This is a genomic window from Streptomyces sp. NPDC103540 (genome assembly GCF_055584445.1).
The window spans coordinates 198627-219007 of record NZ_JBVJMA010000002.1 but is presented as its reverse complement, the minus strand read 5'-3'; the positions used below and the strand labels follow the sequence as shown (position 1 = coordinate 219007).

The window sequence follows — 20381 nt, the reverse complement described above, 5'->3', positions numbered from 1 at the left end:
AGCGGGCGTACGGGCCCGGCGCCCGCCGCAGCCGGCGGGCGCCGGGCCCGTACGCCTACTTCACGGCCTTGGCGTAGTCGGACCACAGGCGCACCGCGCGCTCGCTCGGGAGCGTGCCCGGGGCGTCGCCGCCCAGTCCGGTCAGCGGCAGCGCCTGGAGATCGGTCAGCGCCATCCGGTAGACGACCACGGCCGTGGACTCCTGGTCGGTGTTGGCCACGAACCAGCCCGCCGTGTTGGCCGCCGTCGTACCGGTCTTGCCGCCGGCGCCCGGACGGACCTTGGCCGCCGACTTCGCCGAACCCTCGGAGACGCCCTGGCGCAGGGCGTCCGTCACCGCCCGGGCGGTGGAGGCCGACACGGCCCGCGTCGGCTTCGGCGGGTCGAGCGGCACCGCGGCGCCGGCGCGGGTGGCCGAGCGCACCGAGTAGGGGTCGGTGTGCATGCCGCCGGCGGCGAAGGTCTGGTAGGCGCCGGCCATGCGGATCGCGCTCGGCTTCGAGTTCTCCCCGAGCACGAACATGGGGATGCGCGGACCGAGGCTGGACGCCAGCAGACCGGTCCGCTCCGCGAAGGCCTCCACGCGGTCGAGGCCCACGTCCATGCCGAGTTGCAGCATGGGCGTGTTCACGGAGTCCGCGACGGCCTGGCGCAGGGTCACCTGCCCCCAGTTGCGGTCGTTGTCGTTGTGGCCCTTGAGCACCTTGCCGCTGCGGTCCCAGTACGGTCCCTCGGGGGTCTGCACGGTCACCTGGTCGTTGCCGTCGTAGACGCTGGTGGGGGACACGGGCGTACGGGCCTTGCCGCGGGTGCGGACCACGCCCTCCTCCAGGGCGGCGGCGTAGACGATCGGCGTGAACGCGGTGCCGACCGGGATCGTCGTCGCGTTCGACTCGTTGAAGCCCTGCTTGAGGTAGTCGGGGCCGCCGTACACGGCGAGCAGCCGACCGTCGGGGGCCACGCTCGCCGCACCGATCTTGACGTGTTTGTCCGTATCGGGGCGCTTCTCCGCGTCGAAGCCCTTCTGCGCCTCCTGGACCGCGGTGGTCAGCGCGGTCATGCGGGCCTTGTCGAAGGTGGTGTAGATCTGGTAGCCGCCGAGGTCGAAGTCGGACTCCTGGATGTGCCCCGCCTTGACCGCGTAGGCCTTGGCCATCTCCACCAGGTAGCCGGTCTGGGCGCCCGGGATGCCGGCGAGGTTCGTGGCCGAGGGCTCCGGGAACTTCGTGTACGTGGCGCGCTCGGAGGCGGAGAGGTGGCCCGTCTCCACCATGCGGTCCAGGATCCAGTTCCACCGCTCGACCGCCCGCTCGCGGTTGTTCGGGCCGACGGCCGGGTCGTAGAGGCCCGCGCCCTTGAGCAGCGACGCGAGGAAGGCGCCCTCGCTCGCGTTCAGCTGGGAGACGTCCTTGCCGTAGTACGCCTGCGACGCGCGCTGGATGCCGTAGGTGCCGCGCCCGAACCAGCTGGTGTTCAGGTAGTCCTGGAGGATCTGCTTCTTGTCCTTCTGGTTGTCCATCTTCACGGCGAGCAGGAGCTCGGTGAACTTCCGCGACAGGGTCCGGTCCTGGCTCAGGTAGGCGTTCTTCACGTACTGCTGCGTGATGGTGGACCCACCCTGGGTCTCGCCGCCGGTCAGGGCGGCGCGTACGGCCCGCAGGACGCCGGAGGGGGACACTCCGGGGTCCGAGTAGAAACTCGCGTTCTCGGCCGCGAGGACGGCTCCCTGGACCTTGGCGGGCACCTTCTCCAGGGGCATCTCCTGGCGGCTGACCCAACCGGTGCGGGCCATCGTGGATCCGTCGGCCCAGTAGTAGACGTTGTCCTGTTGTGTGGCGAATGAGTTGAGGTCGTCGGGTATGTCCGTCACCGCGTACGCGATGGCGGTGAAGCAGGCCATCCCCGTGAACAGGTACAGACAGGCGCCCAGCCACTGGCGCCAGGAGGGTATCCAGCGGCGCCAGTCGGTGCGGCCCGGCCGCGGGTAGGCGGGCCTGAGGCGTCGCAGTCGGGTGCGCGCCACCGCGGTCGCGGGCGCGAGCAGGGCGGCGAGGCGGTCGAGCCGAAGGCCGCCGGGACCGGAGGCGGCCCGGGAGCGGCGGCGCGAACCGGCCTTCCTGCGGCGGCTCGACGCGGGCGCGCCGGCGCCCTTGGGGGCCGCCCGCCTGCCCCGCGAGCGCCCTCTTCCCGACGTATCCTGCCCGCCCACTCCGAATGTCCCCTCTGCTGTGCTTTCCCGCACACCCTAGATGCAATGTCTGTGAAGTCTGCGGGGTGGTGGTCGGATGCCGCCGCGTGGTGACGCGGCCACTCCCCGTGATGAAGCGGAATTGATTCGTCCTGTCCGGGAACCGACCACCGTCCGACGGACGTGGACGAAGCGGAACGCGGCGAAAGAGTCGCCCGGTTGTGCGAAGATGCCGTCCCCCGGTTCGTGTGAACCGGGTGACAAGGGGAAACACAGTGATACCAAAGAGGTTCAGGCCCGCCGCCATCGGCGCCCTGACCGTGGCCTTGACGACCGGCAGCCTGCTCGCCTACTCCGCGAACGCCGGCTCCGGCCCCAAGGCGGCCGACAAGGCCACCACCGACGCCTTCGCCCGCATAGCCGACGACGTGCTCTCGCAGCGCTCCGAGGCTCTCGTCGAGGACCGCCCGGGACGCCGCGGCGTGACCCAGACGGCCACGAAGGCCCGTATGTCGGCGAAGTTCAAGAAGGACGAGGACGGCGCGCTGTCGGCCCTGCGGTCGCGCAAGACGCGGCTGGCGGAGCTCGGCGAGGCCTACACCGGCTCCGACACCAAGGTGACCGTGGACAAGGCCACGGTCACCGGCGGCAAGGCGACGGTCCAGGTCACCGAGGACACCAAGCTCACCTACAAGAAGGTGACCGGGGACGAGCCGGAGACGACCGACTTCCGCACCCGCTACGAGCTGACGCTCACCGGCAAGAAGGGCGGCGGCTGGGAGCTCACCTCCATCAAGTCGCAGGAGAACGGCCCCGTCGCCGTCAACGAGCCCGTCGCGGCCAAGGTGAACGTCGTCAAGGACGACGGCAACCAGTACCCCGACGGCACGCCCGCGGCCACCAAGTACCCGGCCGCGCCGAAGCCCAAGGCGAAGACCGGCGGCGCCTACGACTACAACGCCATGGCGAAGTACGCCGAGAAGTACTGGAGCAACTACAACCCGGCGTACCGCAAGTTCAGCGGCAACGGCGGCGACTGCACCAACTTCATCAGCCAGGCGCTGAAGGCCGGCGGTTGGAAGCCCGTTCCCGGTACGTCCTCGGACTACCGCAACTGGTGGTACGACGGCACCCGCCAGAGCACCTCCTGGATCGGCGCCAACGAGTGGGCCTGGTTCACGCTGTCGAACCAGCGGGCCGCCAACCTGGAGAACGTCTACCAGATGGACATCGGTGACATCCTCCAGGTGGACTTCAACAAGGACGGGTCCAAGGACCACTCCATGATGGTGACGTACCGCAACGCCAAGGGCATGCCGTACCTCACCTACCACTCCACCAACACGTACCGGAAGTCGCTCGCGAGCATCATCGCGTCCTACCCGGACGCGCGTTACTTCGCGTACCGCACCTGATCGGTACAAATCGGCCCCTCCCGCCGCGATGCGTGCGGCGGGAGGGGCCGGCCCCGGATTCGACCGGCTCGGACCGGCTGCGGATGCCGGCTTCGGTTCCCGGGCTGGGTTCCCGGGCTCGGTTCCCGGCTCCGGTTCCGGGCCGTCAGCCGATGCCCAGGACGACCGGACCGCCCCCGGGGTCGACGCGCCCCGTCCAGCCGGGCGGCAGCCGCAGCGAGCGGGCCGGCGACACCCGGCCGGGGATCCGGCGCCGCCACAACGGCCGACCGTCCTGTTCCGCCGTCACCACGGGCGCGGTCAACGACTCCCCGGAGCGCAGCAGCAGGGGCCGCCCGGCGGGGACCGTGAACCGGTTCGGCACCACCCACGCCCACGGGGCCCGCACGATCAGCGGCGGTCCCGGCTCGGGCCAGGGCGCACCCGAGAGGTGCGCCAGTACGGGCGCCGCGGCGCGGGCGCCCTCGAAGGCGGCGGTCGCCGCCCGTTCGATGCCGTGCAGGGCGTCGCCGACGGCGAAGACGCCCGGCGTCGAGGTACGGAAGGACGCGTCCACCGCGGGGCCCCGGGTGCCGGGGTCCATCGCGACCCCGCCGCGCCGGGCCAGTTCGTGTTCGGGGATCCAGTCCCCGGTGAAGACCACCGTGTCACAGGCCAGCACCCCCGTGCGGCCGTCCGCGTGGTGGACGGCGACCCCCGACAGCCGGCCGTGCCCGAACAGTTCGCCGACCGTCGTCGAGGTGAGCAGGGGCACCCCCGCCGCGGCGCCGGCCCGCGGGTGCCGGGTGACCATCGCGACCACCTCCGTCCCCGAGCCGCGCAGGGTGCGCACCGCCTCGCGGGCCACCGGCTCGGCGCCCACCACCACGGCCCGCCGGCCCACGGGCCGGCCGAACCGGTGCACCGACCGCTGGAGTTCGCCGGTGGTCAGCACCCCCGCCGGACGGGTCCCCGGCACCAGCCGGGCGCCGCGCGGACGTTCCCGGGCACCCGTGGCGAGGACCACGGCCCGCGCCGTGATCCGCTCGGGGCCCGCCGGGCCCGTCGCCTCCAGGCACAGCGGCCCGGCCCAGCCGGTGGCGCCGACGCCGGTGCGGACCGAGGCCCCGGCGTCCACCGCGGTCTCGACGGCCCGCCGCGCGTACTCCGGTCCGCGCAGCCGCGGGAACGGCGGGGCCGCGAACGGCGACCACGGGTACGCGGGCCCGCCGAAGGCGCCGTGCGGGCTGTGGCGGGGCGCCCCGCCCGCCTCCTCCTCGCGTTCGAGCACCTCCACCCGTCCGGCGCCCGCCCGCGCGAGACGGGCGGCCACGGCCAGCCCGGCGGGCCCGGCGCCAACCACCAGCACGTCCACGGACACGTCCCTACGGGTCATCGGCGGCCCTCCTCGAACAGCGCGCGGACGGCCGCCCCGCAGTGGAAGCCCTGGCAGCGCCCGGCCCCCGCCCGGGTGCGCCGCCGCAGACCGGCCGGGGAGCCGGGCGGGACCGTCCCCGCGAGGGCGTCGCGCACCTCCCCGCGGGTCACGCGCTCGCAGTGGCAGACGATCCGGCCGTACTCCGGATCCGCCGCGATCAGCGCGGCGTCGCGGTAGGGCCGGGGGAAGGCCTCGCCCAGGTTCGGCATCCGCACCGGCTCCAGGTCCCGCGCCCCGCTCGTCGGCAGGCCGCCGTCGGCGAGGAGCTCCACCACGTGGGCGGCGATGGCCATCGAGGCGCTCAGGCCCGTGGAACGGATCCCGCCGACGGTGACGTACCGCTGCGCGGGGTGGGCCCGGATCGCGTAGTCGTCGTGCTCTGTGGCGGCCCGCAGACCGGCGTACACGGCGGTGACCTCCTCCTCCAGGAGCGCCGGCAGGATCCGTCGGCCGCGCTCGCGCAGGGACGCGATCCCCTCGGCGGTCGAGCCGGTGGCGGTCTTGTCGTCCAGGTCCTCGGCGGTCGGACCGAGCATCACCTTCCCGTGGACCGTGGGGGTCACCAGGACCCCCTTGCCGAGCGCGCCGGGCACCGGCAGCAGGATGCGGCGGACCAGGGGGCGGGCGAGCGAGTCGAAGACGATCAGCTGTCCCCGGCGGGGGGTCACGGTGAAGTCGGTGTGGCCGAGGAGCCGGTCGACCTCGTCGGCGTACAGGCCGGCGGCGTTGACCAGGTGCCGGGTGCGCAGGGTGCCCCGGCTGGTGCGCAATACGTGTAACTCGTCGAAGTCCACCTTCTCCACACGGCAGTCGAGATGCAGGTCGACACCTGTTCGCACCGCCTGCGTCGCGTAGGCGAGCGTGGTCGTCCAGGGACAGATGACGGCCTCGCCCGGCACGTCGAGCGCCCCCAGCACCCCGGGCCCGAGTTCCGGTTCGCGGGCCCGCGTCTCCTCGGCCGACAGGATCCGCGTCCCGCGGTGACCGTTGCTCACCGCCTTGTCCGCGAGGCGCGGCAGCGCGGCCCGCTGCTCCTCGTCCCAGGCCACGAGCAGCGCCCCGAGGGGTTCCACCGGGATGCCGCACTCGGCGGCGTACGCGCTCAGCATCCCGTGGCCCTCGCGGACGAGCCTGGCCTCCAGGGAACCGGGTACGGCGTCGAACCCGGTGTGGAGGATGGCGGTGTTGGCCTTGGAGGTGCCGTCGCCCACGTCGTCGCGCGCGTCGAGCAGGGCGATCCGCAGCGGCAGCCGGGCCAGTTCGCGGGCGATGGCCGACCCGACCACGCCGGCGCCGACGACCGTCACGTCGTACGCGCCGCCCGGCAGGGCGTCGCCTCCGGTGGTGACGACCCCGGTGGTGTCGACCCCGGTGGTGGCGCTCACGCGGGGCCGTCGAGCAGGGCCGAGACCGCCGTGCGGAACCGGGCCCGGCGCTGCGCCGCCGCTCCCGCGTCGATCCTCGGCTCGTAGACGGCCGACGGCTTCCACTGCGGCAGGGCCTCGGGCGCCGTCAGCGAGGGGTCGAGTCCGAGCCGGGCCACCGCGCCGACGCCGAGCGCGGTCGCGTCCGGGAGCGCCGACACCTCGACGGGGATGCCGAGCAGGTCGGCCTGGGTCTGCATGAGGAGCGCGGAGCGGGTCAGTCCGCCGTCGACCCGCAGGGCGGAGAGCGGGGTGCCCAGATCGGCGGCGACCGCGTCCGCGAGTTCCGCGACCTGGGCGGCGATGCCGTCGCACAGGGCGTGGACCAGGTGGCCGGCCGTGGTGTCGAGGCCCAGGCCGGTGACGGAGCCCCGGGCGTCGCCGCGCCACCAGGGGGCCGCGAGCCCGGCGAGGGCGGGCACGAAGGTGACCCCGCCCGCGTCCGGGACGCCCCCGCCGACGGCGTCGATGTCCTCGGCGCCGGAGATCACGCCGAGGTCGGTGAGCCAGCGCACCGCGGAGGCGGCCGTGTACACCTGCCCGTCCAGGCAGTAGTCGGTCCGGCCGGCGAGCCGCCAGGCCACGCAACCCACGAGCCCCGCGGCGCTGCGCCGGGGGCGCGGGCCGCTCTGGGCGAGCAGGAACGCGCCCGTCCCGTAGGTGCACTTGGCGGTGCCGGGCTCGGTGACGTTCTGGGCGAGGAGCGCGGCCTGCTGGTCGACGAGGAGCCCGGTCAGCGGGATCCGGGGCCCGAAGGCGGTGGTGGTGCCGACGGGGCCGTCCGCGTCGACGATCCGCGGCAGTCGCTCGCCGCCGAGGTCGAAGACGTCGAGCGCCGCGCCCGACCAGTCGACCGTGTCCAGGTCGAGGAGTTGGGTGCGTCCCGCGGTGGCCGCGTCGGTGACGTAGGCGCCGGTGAGCCGGTGGACGAGCCACGCGTCGCTGGTCGTGACCACGCCGTCCCGGGTCAGGTTGCGGCGTATCCAGGCCATCTTGGGCGCGGCGAAATAGGGGTCCAACGGCAGGCCCGTCCAGGCGCGCAACGACTCCGCGTGAGGGGCGAGTTCGGTGCACAGGGGCTCGGCGCGGCGGTCCTGCCAGACGATCGCGTCGGTCAGCGGCTGCCCGTCGGCCGGGTCCCAGGCGAGCACGGTCTCGCCCTGGTTGGCGAGGCCCACCGCCACGACCGGTTCACCGGCCGACGCCAGCGCGGCGCGTCCGGCGTCGACGACCGAGCGCAGCAGTTCCGCGGGGTCGACCTCCACCCGGCCGCCGGGCAGGTACCGGGGGCGTACGGGGGCGGAGGCGGAGCCGATCACCCCGCGTTCGGGGCACAGGACGAGGGCCTTGGTTCCCGAGGTGCCCTGGTCGACAGCGAGCACCGGGCCCGTCATCACCACTCCGTCCTGCTGTTACGCGTGTTACCGCGCCGTCCCGCGCCGCGGGGCACCGTGCCGTGCTGTGCCGCGCGGCGTGGTGCCGTGCCGTGCTGTCTCGTGTCATGACCGTGTTCGCGATCGACCGGAGTCGATCGTTCTTCGGCGATGGCCGATCGAAGACTTCCCCAGTGGACCGCCCCCGTCAAGATCCGTCCCGGCTCGCGGAACAAACTGACTCAGAATCACATCACCCCGTTGGCTTGATACTTGCGTTCGAACAGGAATCGGGACGCGGACGTCCGGACGCGCTCTATAGTGATCGCCGATCAACGGGCGCGACCTTCCTGCGACGCGAGGACTGATGACCACGACCACCGCACGACCCGCCCGCAGCGGCCACCCGTCGACCGGGACGAGGTGATGGCGGGCGGCGAATTCCGGCCCGTCTACCACCCCGCCGGCCACGACAACGACCTGCGCCTCGCCGTCCAGGACGTGCGCACCGGCCGCTGGCTGTCGATGGCGCACCTCCTGGAGCGGACCGAGGGCTGGGGCCTGTGGACCCAGCGCACCCAGGTCCTCGCCGCGGTCGCCGCCGGATCCGACGTGGTCCGCGCGTGGCGGACCGAGGAGCCGCGCAGCGTCGCCGCGACCGTGATGCACACCCGCGTCACCGTCGAACGGGCCGTCCGCGCCCACCGCGCCCGCCACGCCCGTACGCACGAGCTGTGGCAGGAGGCCTGGGACGCCTGCCGGGTCGCCGCGGAGCTCAGCCCGGCCGATCCCGTGCCCTGGGTGTGCCTGTTGGCCCTGGCCCTGCTCGACGAGCACCGGCAGATGGACGAGCACCGTCAGGCGCCCCCCGGCCTCATGCTGCCCCCGGGCCCCTGGGGCATCCTCGCCCAGGCCGACAAGCGGGACCCGCACAACCGCGAGGCCTACCACCGGATGCTCCAGTTCGTGTACGCGGACAACCCCGGCCCGCTCTCCGGTGCCACCAACTTCGTGCACTGGGCGACCGGTTCCGCTCCGCTCGGCTCAGCCGTGCACGTCCTTCCGCTTTACGTCAGGGTCGAGCGCTACCGGCGCGAGAACGGCCAGGAGCGCGCGCTCGACCTGCACTGGGTCGCCGAAGACGCCGTACGGGACGCCAACCACGCCCTCGACGCCTGGTTCCGGTACGCCGACCCCGGGCTCGCCTCCCCGCTCGACCTCAACCACCTCGCGCACGCCCTGGCGGGCGCCCACCGGTTCGACGAGGCGGCCCGGGTCTTCGACGCGATGGGCCGCTACTGGACCACCCTCCCGTGGGCCTACCGCACCCGCGACCCGGCCGACCAGGCGCTGGCCGAGGAGGTGTTCCTCCGCTCCAGGTCCCGCAGCCTGGCCGACCGCACCTGACCCGCCCCGCACCCCCTGCGGCGGCACCACCCCCGCTCACCCCGCTCCACCACCCCCCCGCTCCACACCCCCTTGCTCCACCCCCCTTGCTCCACCCCCGGTTCCGCGCGCCCCCGCGCGTTCCCCCGTGCCCCACGAACCCCGGAGGTACCCCCGTGTCCCGCACCACCCCCACCGCTCGCCCCGATCGCACCGGCCCACCGCGCAAGGACGAGGAGGAACGGCTCAGAGAGCTCGGCTACCAGCCCGTCCTCGCCCGCCGCATGAACGGGTTCGGGAACTTCGCCATCAGCTTCTCGGTCATATCCGTCCTCTCCGGCTGCATGACCCTGTACGGGTTCGGCCTGGGCACCGGCGGCCCGGCCGTGATGATGTGGGGCTGGATCGGCGTGGGCCTCTTCGTCCTGTGCGTGGGCCTCGCCCTCGCCGAGGTGACCAGCGCCTACCCCACCTCCGGGGCCCTCTACTACATGGCCGACCGGCTCGGCGGCCGTCGCTGGGGCTGGTACACCGGCTGGCTGAACCTCCTCGGCCTGCTCGGCGCCATCGCCGGCATCGACTACGGCGCCGCCCTGTTCACCGGGGCCTTCCTGAACCTCCGGTTCGGCTTCGAGCCCACCGCCGGCTCCACCTTCCTGATCTTCCTGTGCATCCTGCTGCTGCACGCCGCGCTCAACCTCTTCGGCGTCCGCCTCGTCAGCGTGCTCAACTCCATCAGCGTCTGGTGGCACCTGGGCGGCGTGGCCCTGATCGTCGGCGCCCTGGCCTTCGTCCCCGACCGGCACCAGTCGGCCTCGTTCGTCTTCACCGAGTTCGTCAACGACACCGGCTGGGCCAACCCCTTCTACGTGGCCGCGGTCGGCCTGCTGCTCGCCCAGTACACCTTCTCCGGCTACGACGCCTCCGCGCACCTCTCGGAGGAGACCTCCAACGCCTCCGTCACCGCCGCCAAGGGCATCGTCCGGGCCATCTGGGTCTCCTGGGTCGCCGGCTTCGCGCTCCTCGCCGGCCTCACCTTCGCCATCCAGGACTACGCGGCCGTCCAGGGCAGCGCCACCGGCGTACCGCCCGCCCAGATCTTCCTCGACGCCCTCGGCTCGGGCGGCGCCAGCGCCCTCCTCCTCGTCGTGATCGTCGCCCAGCTCTTCTGCGGCAACGCAGAGGTGGCCGCCGCCAGCCGCATGGTGTTCGCCTTCAGCCGTGACAACGCCCTGCCCGGCTCGTCCGTGTGGCGCAAGGTCAGCAGCCGCACCCAGACCCCGGTCCCGGCCGTCTGGCTCTCCGTGGCCGTCGCGGGCGTCCTCGCCCTGCCGTCGCTCTGGTCCGCCACCGCCTACGGGGCCGTGACCGCCATCAACGTCATCGGGATCACCCCCGCCTACGCCATCCCGATCTACCTGCGCCTGCGCGCCGGCTCCCGCTTCACCCCCGGACCGTGGAACCTCGGACGCTGGAGCAAGCCCATCGGCTGGACCGCCGTCGTCTGGGTGGCCGTCGTCACCGTCCTGTTCTGCCTGCCGCAGAAGTCCCCGGTCACCGTCGACTCCATGAACTACGCCGTGATCGCCCTGGCCGTGGTCCTCGTCCTCGCCAGCGTGTGGTGGTACGTCGCCCGACGCTCCTACGGCACCCCGTCCGCGTACGGGAACGCCCGGGAACAGGCCGAGATCGCCGAGGGCATCGTCTGACCCCTCCCCTGAGAAGCCCCGGAGCCGACGGACACGCGCCGTCGGCGGCCCGGGGCGGGAGGTTCCCCGGGCGGTCGGCCCCGGCGGACAGTCGGCCCCCCGGACGGTCGACCCCCGGCCCGTCAGGACCCGGGCGCGGGCAGCGGCGGCAGCGCCGGCTCGTGCAGCCAGGCCCGCAGCATCCCCTCCAGCGGCCGGTCCGCGTAGTGCGACACGTGACCGGCGAACCCGGCGGTGGTCACCGACCCGCCCCGGTGCACGGTGGTCCACTCGCGCAGCATGCGGAAGAACGCCCCGTCCCCCAGCGCGCAGCGCACCGCGTGCACCGCCAGGCCCCCGCGCTGGTACAGCCGGTCGTCGAACATCAGCTTGCGGCCGGGGTCGGCGAGCACGAGGTCCTGCGGCAGCGCGGTCAGCAACCGGTGCGCGCCCCGCGCCATCTCGTGCGCGGTCCGCCCGCCCGAGCGCTCCGACCAGAGCCATTCGGCGTACTTCGCGAACCCCTCGTTGAGCCAGATGTGCCGCCAGTCGGCGATGCTCACGCTGTTGCCGAACCACTGGTGCGCCAGTTCGTGCGCGATCAGGCGCTCCGAACCGCGTACGCCGTCCACGTGGTTGGTGCCGAAGGTGGACAGGCCCTGGGCCTCCACCGGGACGTCCAGCTCCTCGTCCGTGACCACCACCGCGTACTCCCCGAAGGGGTAGGGGCCGAACAGCTCCTCGAACAGGCGCATCATCGCCGGCTGCCGGGCGAAGTCCCGGGAGAACCGGGCCAGCAGGTGGGCCGGCACGTGGGCGCTCTGGGGGACGCCGTCGAGCCCCGGGTCGCCCAGCAGCACCGTCTGGTACACGCCGACGGAGAGGCCGACCAGGTAGCTGGAGGTGGGCGCCGGCTGCTCGTACACCCAGGTGGTGGTGCTGGCCCGGGTCGTGCGGGTGAGGAGCCGGCCCCCCGACACGACCGTGTAGGCGGAGGGCGTGTTGACCGAGATCAGGTACGAGGCCTTGTCGGCCGGCCGGTCGTTGCACGGGTACCAGGACGGGGCGCCGACCGGCTGGCTGGCCACCAGGGCCCCGTCGGACAGCTCCTCCCAGCCGATGCCGCCCCAGGGACTGCGGACCGGTCGGGGATTGCCCGCCCAGTGCACCTCCACCGTGAAGGCGCCGTGGGCGGGCAGCGGCTTCGCCGGCCGGATGCGGAGCTTCCCGCCCCGGTGCGTGAAGCGCGGGACGCGGCCGTTCACCAGGACCCGGCCCAGTCTGAATTCGGCCAGGTTCAGGTGGAACTCGGCGAGCGGGGCCCGCCCCGCGATGGCGCCGATGCGGGCCGTCCCGGCCAGCCGGTTGGGGCCGGGACGGTACTCCAGGGAGATCTCGTAGCGGTGCACGCGGTACCGGGCGTCACCGTTCGCGGGGAAGTACGGGTCGGATGCCGCTGTCGTCTGGCCGCTCATTGCCGCTTCCGCTCCCCGCGCTGTGCTCGGGCCGTGTCAGGTGCGCCACGCCTTGATCGGGTTGCCCAGCCAACGGGTGCCGGCGGGGACGGACTCCCCGGCCATCACGAGGGAGGCGGGACCCAGGGTGCTGTGGGCTCCGACGGTACTCCCGGGCAGGACGATTCCGCCCGGGCCCAGCGTGGCGCCCTCACGGAGGACCACAGTATCCGTCCTCAAGATCCGGTCATGGAAGAGGTGTGTCTGCAACACGCAGCCGCGGTTCACGCTCACCCCGTCGCCCAGCTCCACCAGGTCCGTCTCGGGCAACCAGTGGCTCTCGCACCACACGCCCCGCCCGATCCGGGCCCCCAGCCCGCGCAGCCACAGCGTCAGCAGGGGAGTGGCGGGCGCCGATCCGGCCAGCCACGGCACCGCCAACACCTCCACGAAGGTGTCGGCCAACTCGTTGCGCCACACGAAGGCGCTCCACAGCGGATGTTCCCCCGGCCGGTGGCGACCCACCAGCACCCACTTCGCGACCACCGAGACCGCGCACGCGAGGACACCGGCGGCGAGCAGCACCGCCCCGGACGACAGCGCGGCCCCCGCGACGCCCACGCCGTCCGCCGCGCTCAACGCGCACAGCGCGGCCACGGCCAACACGGCCAGGGCCGCCGAGCAGAACACCGGGACCAGCCGGCACAGCTCCACCAGACCCCGCGCCCACAGCAGCCGCGCGGGCGGATCGTAGGTCCGGCTCCGCTCTCCGCCGCCCGCCGAACGCGGCAGCCTGACCGGCGGCAGCCCCAGGTACGAGCTGCCCTTCTTGGCCTTCTTCGGCGTCGCCGACAACACCCCCACCAGCCCGTCGTCCGGCACCGCGCGCCCCGGCGCCGTCATGCCGGAGTTCCCGAGGAACGCCCGCCGCCCGATCTCGGAGTGCCCGATCCGCATCCAACCGCCGCCCAGCTCGTAGGGGGCCGTCAGGGTGTCGTCGGCCAGGAAGGCCCCGTCGCCCACGGTGGTCAGGCTCGGCAGCGCGAGGACGGTGGACACCTCCGCGCCCCGCCCGATCCGCATCCCGAGCAGCCGCAGCCACACCGGGGTGATCAGCCCCGCGTACAGCGGGAACAGCGTCTCCCGGGACCGGTCCATCAGCTGGATGACCGTCCACGCCTGCCAGGCGACCCGGCTGTGCGTCGGATGGATCCCCGTCCGCAGGCCCAGACTGAGCAGACGTACGCAGACCAGCAGCGCGAGCGCGTACGCGCAGCCGAACACGAGCGCCCCGGGCACCACGGCGGACAGGGCCCCGCGCAGCGCCCCGGCCGGCCCGGCGCCGGCCGGCACGAACCGGCCGACCAAGAGGAGCGTCGGCAGCGCCGCGAGCGCGGGAAGCGCGGTGAGGCCGAGGCCGGTGGCCCCGTAGGCGGCCCGCCACAGGGCCCCGCGCGGCGGACGCCCCGCGGGCCGGTTGCGCCGCGGCCTGCCGATCTTCGCGGCGGGCGCGCCGCCCCAGCGCTGTCCGGTCGGCACCTGCCCCACCACGGCGGAACCGGGGGCGACCTCGGCCCCCTTGCCCACCCGCGCCCCGGGGAAGAGGATGCTGCGGGTCCCGACCACGGCCCCCGCGCCGACCCTGACCGGGCCGATCTCCAACCGGTCCCCGTCCAACCAGTGCCCGCGCAGGTCCACCTCGGACTCCACCGCGCAGCCGCGCCCCAGGGTCAGCATCCCCGTCACCGGGGGGAGGGAGTGCAGGTCCACCTCACGGCCCACCTTGGCGCCGAGCGCCCGCGCGTACCGCTCCAGCCAGGGGCCGGTGAGCGAGGTCGCGCCGGAGCACTCGGCCAGGCGTTCGGCGGTCCACAGCCTGAGGTGCGCGCTCCCCCCGCGCGGGTGGCTGCCGGCCGTCACCCCGCGCAGCAGCAGGCGCGCCCCGCCGGCCGCGATCGCGAGGCGCCCCGGCGGGCTGAAGAGGAGCACGGCCGCGGCGGCGACGAGCCACCACGAGGCGGTCGGCGCCCACGGATGGGGCCCGAACCGCTGCAGTACGTTGCCCGCCGCGACCAGCGCCACCGTCCAGCGCGCGCCGACCAGGGTGAACAGCGGGAGCAGCAACAGCGACTGCGCCACACGGGCGCGCGGCGGCACGGGGACGACCTCACGGGTGTCGCCGTCGTCGCGCAGGGACTTCTCCAGCCGTCGGGCCAGCTTGCGCAGGGTGGGCCGGCGGTAGACGTCGACGACGGCCACCCCCGGGTAGCGCGTGCGCAGGCGGGTGGTGAGCTGCGCGGCGGCGAGGCTGTTGCCGCCGAGCGCGAAGAAGTCGTCGTCGGCGCCGGTGACGCTCACGCCGAGGGTCTCGCCCCACTGTTCGGCGAGCCAGGCCTCGGTCCCGAACAGGCGCTCCGCGGGCCGCGCGGACTCCAGGTCGGGCAGCGGCCAGGGCAACGCGTCCCGGTCCACCTTGCCGGAGGTGCGGGTCGGCAGGTCGGCGACCGGGGCGAGCAGCGGCACGAGGGCCGCGGGCAGCTCCGCCCGCAGCCGTTCGAGCGCCGCGCCGCGGTCCCAGTCCTCCCGTACGACCAGGTAGCCGACGAGGAGTTGGTTGCCGCCGCGCGCCGTGCGGACGGCCGCCGCGGCGCCGGTGACACCGGGCAGGGCCAGGAGCGCCGCGTCCACCTCCCCGAGCTCGATCCGACGACCGCCGAGCTTGATCTGTTCGTCGCCGCGGCCGAGGAAGACCAGGCCCTCGGGGTCGGCGCGGACCAGGTCGCCGCTGCGGTAGGCGCGCTCCCAGCCGAGGGAGGGCAGCGGGGCGTACTTCTCGGCGTCCTTGTCAGGGTCGAGGTAGCGGGCCAGACCGACGCCGCCGATCACGAGCCGGCCGCTGCCGCCCATCGGCACCGGTTCCTCGGACTCGTCGACGACCACCAGCTCCCAGCCGGCCAGCGGGAGGCCGATGCGCACGGGTTCCTCGCCGGTCAGGAGCGCGGCGCAGGCGACGACGGTGGCCTCGGTGGGGCCGTACGTGTTCCAGACCTCGCGCCCCTCGGTGACCAGGCGGCGGGCCAGCTCGGGCGGGCAGGCTTCACCGCCGAAGATCAGCAGCCGTACCTCGTCCAGGGCCTCGGGCTCCCACAGGGCGGCCAGCGTCGGCACGGTGGAGATCACGGTGATCTCCTGTTCCACCAGCCAGGGGCCGAGGTCCGCGCCGCCGCGCACCCGGGAGCGGGGGACGGGCACCAGGCAGGCGCCGTGCCGCCAGGCCAGCCACATCTCCTCGCAGGAGGCGTCGAAGGCCACGGACAGCCCGGCCATGACCCGGTCGCCGGGGCCGACGGGGTCCTCGGCCAGGAACAGGCGCGCCTCGGCGTCCACGAAGGCGGCGGCTGCGCGATGGCTGACGGCGACGCCCTTGGGCCTGCCGGTGGAGCCGGACGTGAAGATGATCCACGCGTCGTGGTCGGGTCCGGGCCGCGCGGCGGGTCCGGAAGCGGCGGCGGGTTCGCCGGCGGAGACGGGGACGGGTTCGGGTGCGCCGGGGCGGCCGGTGGGCTCCACGCGACCGCCGGGGCCCACCACCGCCCGCACCCCGGCCTCGCCGAACACCAGATCGGCCCGCCCGTCCGGATCCTCCGCGTCCACCGGTACGTAGGCGGCGCCGGCGGCGAGCACGGCGAGGACGGCCACGTACAGCCCGTTGGTCCCGGACGGCACCCGTACGCCGACCCGGTCGCCGAGTCCCACTCCGGCGGCGGCGAGGGCGCGCCGGCCGCGTTCGACCTCGGCGGCGAGGGCCCGGTAGGTCAGCAGGGCGGTGCCGTCGTCCAGGGCGGGCTCGTCGGGGTGGGCCCGTACGGTCGCCTCGAAGACGTCGATCAGGGTGCGGGTCGGCGCGGCGGGCCCGGCGGTGAAGCGGGCGGACTTGCCCTGTTCCCCGCACGGGTCCCCGTCGTCGAGCAGAGTCAGTTCACCGTGCTCAGGTGTGGCTGCCATCGGCCCTCGCGTCTCGGTCCCGGTCCAGACCGGGGAGCCGGGGGAGTCCGGGTCTGCCCGGGTTGTTCCGATCCGGCACCAAACAGCCCGTCAGTTTAGTGCGTCGGTCGGGAACTTCCCGGTGAACCGGACCGTGTGGCGCGGAAGGGCCGGTGCCGGGTCAGGTCCAGCAGGGGCAGGCGGCCGGGCCGGCGGCGAAGGCCTTGTCCGCGTCGGGTTCGGCGACGGTCCGTCCCGGGGGCGGCGTCAGGGTGAAGTCGGAGGCCGGGTCGACGTCGTCGAAGGAGGCGAACAGGCGGTTGCGCGGGAACCAGTCCCCGAACGGCGCGGTGTCCGTGCCGATGCCGATGAACTCGCTGCCGGTGTCCAGGGCGGCCCGTACGTCCCACGGCCCGTCACCCACGCAGACCACCCGGTCGAAGGCGCCGCCGGCCCGGTCCGAGGCCCGACGGACGGCCTCGCGCACCAGGTGCGCGCGGAAGGTGTGGTCGCTGCCGGTGACGACGGGGCCGACGGCGCCCAGCGCCGCCACCTTGGCGGTGGTGACCTCGCGCAGGGCGCCGGTGGCGAAGGCCGTCGCGTAGTCGCCGTCTGCGGCGAGGGCCCGCAGGAAGCCGGTGGCGCCCGGTATCGGCTCGATGCCCCCGGCCGGGGTGGCGGCCAGGAAGCGTGCGTGGAGGTGGTCCGCGAACCGCCGGCTCTCGGCGGCGTCCGGCAGTCTGCCCCAATGTCTGCGGAACACCTCGCGGTGGATCCAGGAGTCGGTGTGGTGCGTGTAGCCGGCCCACGCCGTGTCGAAGTCCGTGAGCCCGCTGTCGTGCAGGGCCGCGACGAAGGCGGCCTGGTGGGCGGCGACGCTGCGCAGCAGCGTGCCGTCGATGTCGAAGACGATCAGGGTGGTCATGGTCGAGATCGTAGAAGGCGGGGGCGGGAGTTCGTTCGATTCGGGCGGCCGGTGGACGCCCCTCGGGGTCGGCCGAAGACCGTCTGGTCCCGGGGTGGGCCTCAAGGGTGGAATGGCGGTGATGCCGCCTATCGGGCGGTACGCACAGTCGATCCGCCCCGCGAGGGCCCACCGGCCCTCGCGGCCGACGACCGGGAGTTCAGCCTTGCGCCGCACGTCTCGTACGCGTACGACCCTCCTCGCTCTCATCGCCGCGTTCGCGGCCGCCGTGACCGCCGCCGCACCGGCCGGCGCGGCCCCCGCCCCGGCGCCCGAGGCCGCCGCCCCGGCGGCGGCCGCCGTCGGACCCGTGGTGCTCTACCTGACGGGCATCGGCGGCGGCCCGCCGAACATCGCGCAGGCGGCCGCCTACGACCACCTCAACCGACAGGCCGCCGATGCCGGGTTCTCCGGCTCCCAGTGCCGGGTGACGGAGGGGCCGATCCTGGTCCACGTGACCGGCAACCACTACCAGGCCATGATCAAGGCCACCTGTAGCGGAGAGCCGGCGGTCACCACGCCGACCCGCAGCCTCAACCGCCTCATCGGCCCGAGCGGCGAGCACATCAGCACCGTCTGGAACGTGCCCCCGGGCTACACCGTCGAAGGCAGCCTCGGGCAGCTCTACACGAGCCCGCGCGAGGGCACGATCCCGATCTACCACTGCGTCGTCCGCAAGGACAACTTCCTCTCGTACGACGTCAACTGCGAGGGGCAGACGTACGTCTCGCGGCTCGGCTGGTTCTACCCGAGCGAGCCCTCCGGCGTGGCCACCGCACCCCTGATGCGCTGCATGGTCGGCAAGCAGCGGGAGTTCTTCGAGTCCAACTCGACGAACTGCGAGGGGCAGACCATCGGCGGCCGGCACGGCTGGATCCTCACCGGCTGACCGCCGCGCGGGCGCCGGATCAGGGGCGCCGGATCAGGAGGGTCGGATCAGGAGGGTCGGGTCGAGGAGAACGCCGTGACGGTCACCTTGTCGTCGCACTCGGCGAAGACCCCGTCGTCCATCGCGATCTGGTGCGCGCCCGCGCCGCCGGGCAGGCCCAGCACCAGCGTCGGGAAGGAGGAGGGGGTGGCGCCGGACACGCAGTAGCCGTCCGCCTCGCCCTGCACGTTGACGAAGGTGAGCTTGGTCCAGGCGCGGGCGCCCGGGGCCAGGGTCACCGTCGTCGCCGCGCCGTCGCGGGTGACGGCGAGGGGACGGTTCTTGTCCGGCGAACCGTTGCCCGCGCCGGCGACGGTGGGGAAGCCGTTCAGCGTGCACGGCTGCGCGGAGGTGTTCGTCACCGAGACGACGGCCGCTCCCGTGCCCGTGCCGGGCGGCCGGACCTCCGCCTGCCGGCCCTCCGACACCTTGACCGCGCCGCTCGCGCAGGCCTTCGCGCCCCCGGCGCCGCCCCCGGCCGGGACCGACGCCGAAGCCGGGGCGGAAGCCGACGGCCCCGGCTTCTGCCCGCCCCCGCCGGAACCCCCGGCGGTCGGCGGGGCCGACGCCGTCGGCGCGGCCGACCCCGTGCCCGCCGGCGCCGACGGGCCGGCGGTGGCGCCGTCCTCCCCGGTCGGCGTACAACCCGTCATCAGGGCGGCGACCGCCGCGGCCGTCGCCACGACCACCGCGCCGCGCCGGCCGACTGCTGTGTACTGCATGGGTGCTCCCGAGGTCCACGACCGGTTCCACACCGGCACTCGCGCCGACGGACACGACCGGACGCCCCGTCCGGTTCGCGGGGAGACCGCCCTGTGGCGGATCCGTGACACCCCCATGACCTCAGCCCGATGTCCTCCCCCGTCGGGGCGACGCGGGTGCGGCGTCAGAGTCCGGGTCCGTCGTGCGCCCAGCGGAAGGAGACCTCCGGGTAGCGGGCGTCGGGCGCGTCGAGCAGGGGCGCCGGCAGGCCGCGCAGCGCGCGGTCGAAGAAGGACCGCGCGTACGTCCGCAGCACCTCGCAGGTGCGGCCGGGCGCGGACGCGCCCAGCAGCTCGGCGTACAGTTCCGGCGGCCAGACGCCGTCCAGGCCGCCCGCGACGGCGAAGTGCGGGAGGTCGACGAAGCTCAGGTGCCCGGTGCCGGCGAGGCCCAGATGGCGCGCCCATCCCCGAGGGTGCTCCCGCCACCGCCGCCAGGTGTCGTGGTCGGCCGGCGCGGTGAGCAGGAGGTAGGGCCGGTCCAGGCCCACGTCGGCGACGGGGGAGCCGAAGAAGGCGCCGTCCAGGCCGAGGCCGGCCCGGAAGCGGCGGTCAACGCGCAGTGCCTCGGCCGCCGCGGCCCCGCCCATGGAGTGCCCCAGGACGCCGATGCGCCGCGGGTCCGCCTCGGGCAGCGCCGGGCCGCGCGCGGGCGACGGGCGCCCGCCGGGTCGTCCGGTGAGGGCGCTCGCGACGAAGCGCAGGTCGCCGACGCGCACCCCGATCTCCAGCCGTTCCTGGGCGTCCCAGTCGGCGGGTTCGTCGGGCAGGACGCCGGGGACGGCGCGGCCGTCGGGGAACTCCACCACGCGGGCGTCGTAGGTGTGGTCGAGGCCGGCCACCAGGTAGCCGTGGGAGGCCAGGTCCTCGGCCAGGGCCGTGCAGTTCGACCGTCCGCCCTGACGGCCGTGGCCGAGCAGCAGCAGGGGCAGCGGACCGGGCGCGGCGGGGGCGCCGAGCCGCGCGTGCGGCCGTACGGAGGCCAGGGTGCCCGGGGTCAGCGGCAGGGTCGCTTCGAGCGCGGCGGCGACCCGGTCCGTGGTGTAGGCGGCCCGGGGGCGGCCCGCGGAGCGGCGCGCCGGGTACCACAGCTGCACCATGAGCTCGCGGGGGCGACGGTCGGGCGCCAGCGGGTCGCGCCGGGCGCGGTCGACCAGGTGCAGGGAGGTCGTGCCGACCGGCAGGGGTCCGGTGGGGGTCGGCAGGAGGGTGCCGATGGTCGCGGCCCGGGCGGGAGGGGCGGGCAGGAGCAGGGGGGCCGCGCCGAGTCCGGCGAGCCCGGACAGGGCCAGCAGGGACCGTCGAGTGATCATCGTGAACCTCGGGGGGGAGTGGGGGTGGCCGCGCCCACCCTAGATGGTCTGGACCAACTCGACCAGGGGGTGGCCCGGTTGGGGTG

Annotated in this window: 13 protein-coding genes; 4 read left to right on the top strand and 9 right to left on the bottom strand. The window is 74.3% G+C overall.

Translation table 11 applies throughout. The features are described 5' to 3' along the window. Positions 1 to 55: 55 nt before the first annotated feature. Entirely contained in the window at positions 56 to 2209 is a 2154-nt protein-coding gene (locus tag ACZ6ZI_RS05615; protein ID WP_469516417.1) for a transglycosylase domain-containing protein, read from the bottom strand. A gap of 254 nt (positions 2210 to 2463) precedes the next feature. Between ACZ6ZI_RS05615 and ACZ6ZI_RS05610 the strand changes: the two genes are divergently transcribed. Then, on the top strand, positions 2464 to 3603 hold the full coding sequence (locus ACZ6ZI_RS05610) for an amidase domain-containing protein (protein ID WP_363054729.1): 1140 nt from the start codon (positions 2464 to 2466) through the stop codon (positions 3601 to 3603). A 145-nt stretch (positions 3604 to 3748) separates the two neighbouring features. Here the strand turns inward: ACZ6ZI_RS05610 and ACZ6ZI_RS05605 are convergent, their stop codons facing one another. From ACZ6ZI_RS05605 to ACZ6ZI_RS05595, 3 genes are read right to left on the bottom strand one after another with little or no spacing between them, the layout of a single operon-like run. Continuing rightward, positions 3749 to 4978, bottom strand: coding sequence for an NAD(P)/FAD-dependent oxidoreductase (locus tag ACZ6ZI_RS05605; protein ID WP_469516414.1), 1230 nt, complete (start codon positions 4976 to 4978; stop codon positions 3749 to 3751). Further along, on the bottom strand, positions 4975 to 6405 hold the full coding sequence (locus ACZ6ZI_RS05600; RefSeq protein WP_469516411.1) for an FAD-dependent oxidoreductase: 1431 nt from the start codon (positions 6403 to 6405) through the stop codon (positions 4975 to 4977). The genes ACZ6ZI_RS05605 and ACZ6ZI_RS05600 overlap by 4 nt, the downstream gene beginning before the upstream one ends. Continuing rightward, complete coding sequence (locus tag ACZ6ZI_RS05595) at positions 6402 to 7838, bottom strand: FGGY family carbohydrate kinase (protein ID WP_469516408.1); 1437 nt, start codon at positions 7836 to 7838, stop codon at positions 6402 to 6404. The genes ACZ6ZI_RS05600 and ACZ6ZI_RS05595 overlap by 4 nt, the downstream gene beginning before the upstream one ends. A 405-nt stretch (positions 7839 to 8243) precedes the next feature. Between ACZ6ZI_RS05595 and ACZ6ZI_RS05590 the strand changes: the two genes are divergently transcribed. Together ACZ6ZI_RS05590 and ACZ6ZI_RS05585 are read left to right on the top strand one after the other, a co-directional pair. Further along, complete coding sequence (locus ACZ6ZI_RS05590; RefSeq protein WP_363054726.1) at positions 8244 to 9224, top strand: hypothetical protein; 981 nt, start codon at positions 8244 to 8246, stop codon at positions 9222 to 9224. 263 nt (positions 9225 to 9487) lie between these two features. Beyond that, positions 9488 to 10912 (top strand): amino acid permease, encoded by a 1425-nt coding sequence (locus tag ACZ6ZI_RS05585; RefSeq protein ID WP_469517637.1) that lies wholly within the window; start codon positions 9488 to 9490, stop codon positions 10910 to 10912. A 122-nt stretch (positions 10913 to 11034) separates the two neighbouring features. Here ACZ6ZI_RS05585 and ACZ6ZI_RS05580 read toward each other — a convergent pair whose 3' ends face one another. From ACZ6ZI_RS05580 to ACZ6ZI_RS05570, 3 genes are all read right to left on the bottom strand, one after another. Continuing rightward, positions 11035 to 12366, bottom strand: a complete 1332-nt coding sequence (locus ACZ6ZI_RS05580; RefSeq protein WP_469516404.1) for a M1 family metallopeptidase — start codon at positions 12364 to 12366, stop codon at positions 11035 to 11037. A 36-nt stretch (positions 12367 to 12402) separates the two neighbouring features. Then, complete coding sequence (locus ACZ6ZI_RS05575; protein ID WP_469516401.1) at positions 12403 to 16350, bottom strand: Pls/PosA family non-ribosomal peptide synthetase; 3948 nt, start codon at positions 16348 to 16350, stop codon at positions 12403 to 12405. Between the two features lie 160 nt (positions 16351 to 16510). Beyond that, a complete protein-coding gene (locus tag ACZ6ZI_RS05570; protein WP_469516398.1) occupies positions 16511 to 17254 on the bottom strand; it encodes an HAD family hydrolase in 744 nt (247 codons plus the stop codon). A 205-nt stretch (positions 17255 to 17459) separates the two neighbouring features. Between ACZ6ZI_RS05570 and ACZ6ZI_RS05565 the strand changes: the two genes are divergently transcribed. Then, positions 17460 to 18182: a hypothetical protein gene (locus ACZ6ZI_RS05565; protein WP_469516395.1), complete on the top strand. Its 723-nt coding sequence runs from the start codon at positions 17460 to 17462 to the stop codon at positions 18180 to 18182. A 47-nt stretch (positions 18183 to 18229) separates the two neighbouring features. Here the strand turns inward: ACZ6ZI_RS05565 and ACZ6ZI_RS05560 are convergent, their stop codons facing one another. Then, positions 18230 to 18943, bottom strand: coding sequence for a DUF4232 domain-containing protein (locus tag ACZ6ZI_RS05560; RefSeq protein ID WP_469516391.1), 714 nt, complete (start codon positions 18941 to 18943; stop codon positions 18230 to 18232). Positions 18944 to 19107: 164 nt separating this feature from the next. Then, positions 19108 to 20295, bottom strand: coding sequence for an alpha/beta hydrolase (locus ACZ6ZI_RS05555; protein ID WP_469516388.1), 1188 nt, complete (start codon positions 20293 to 20295; stop codon positions 19108 to 19110). Positions 20296 to 20381 lie beyond the last annotated feature (86 nt).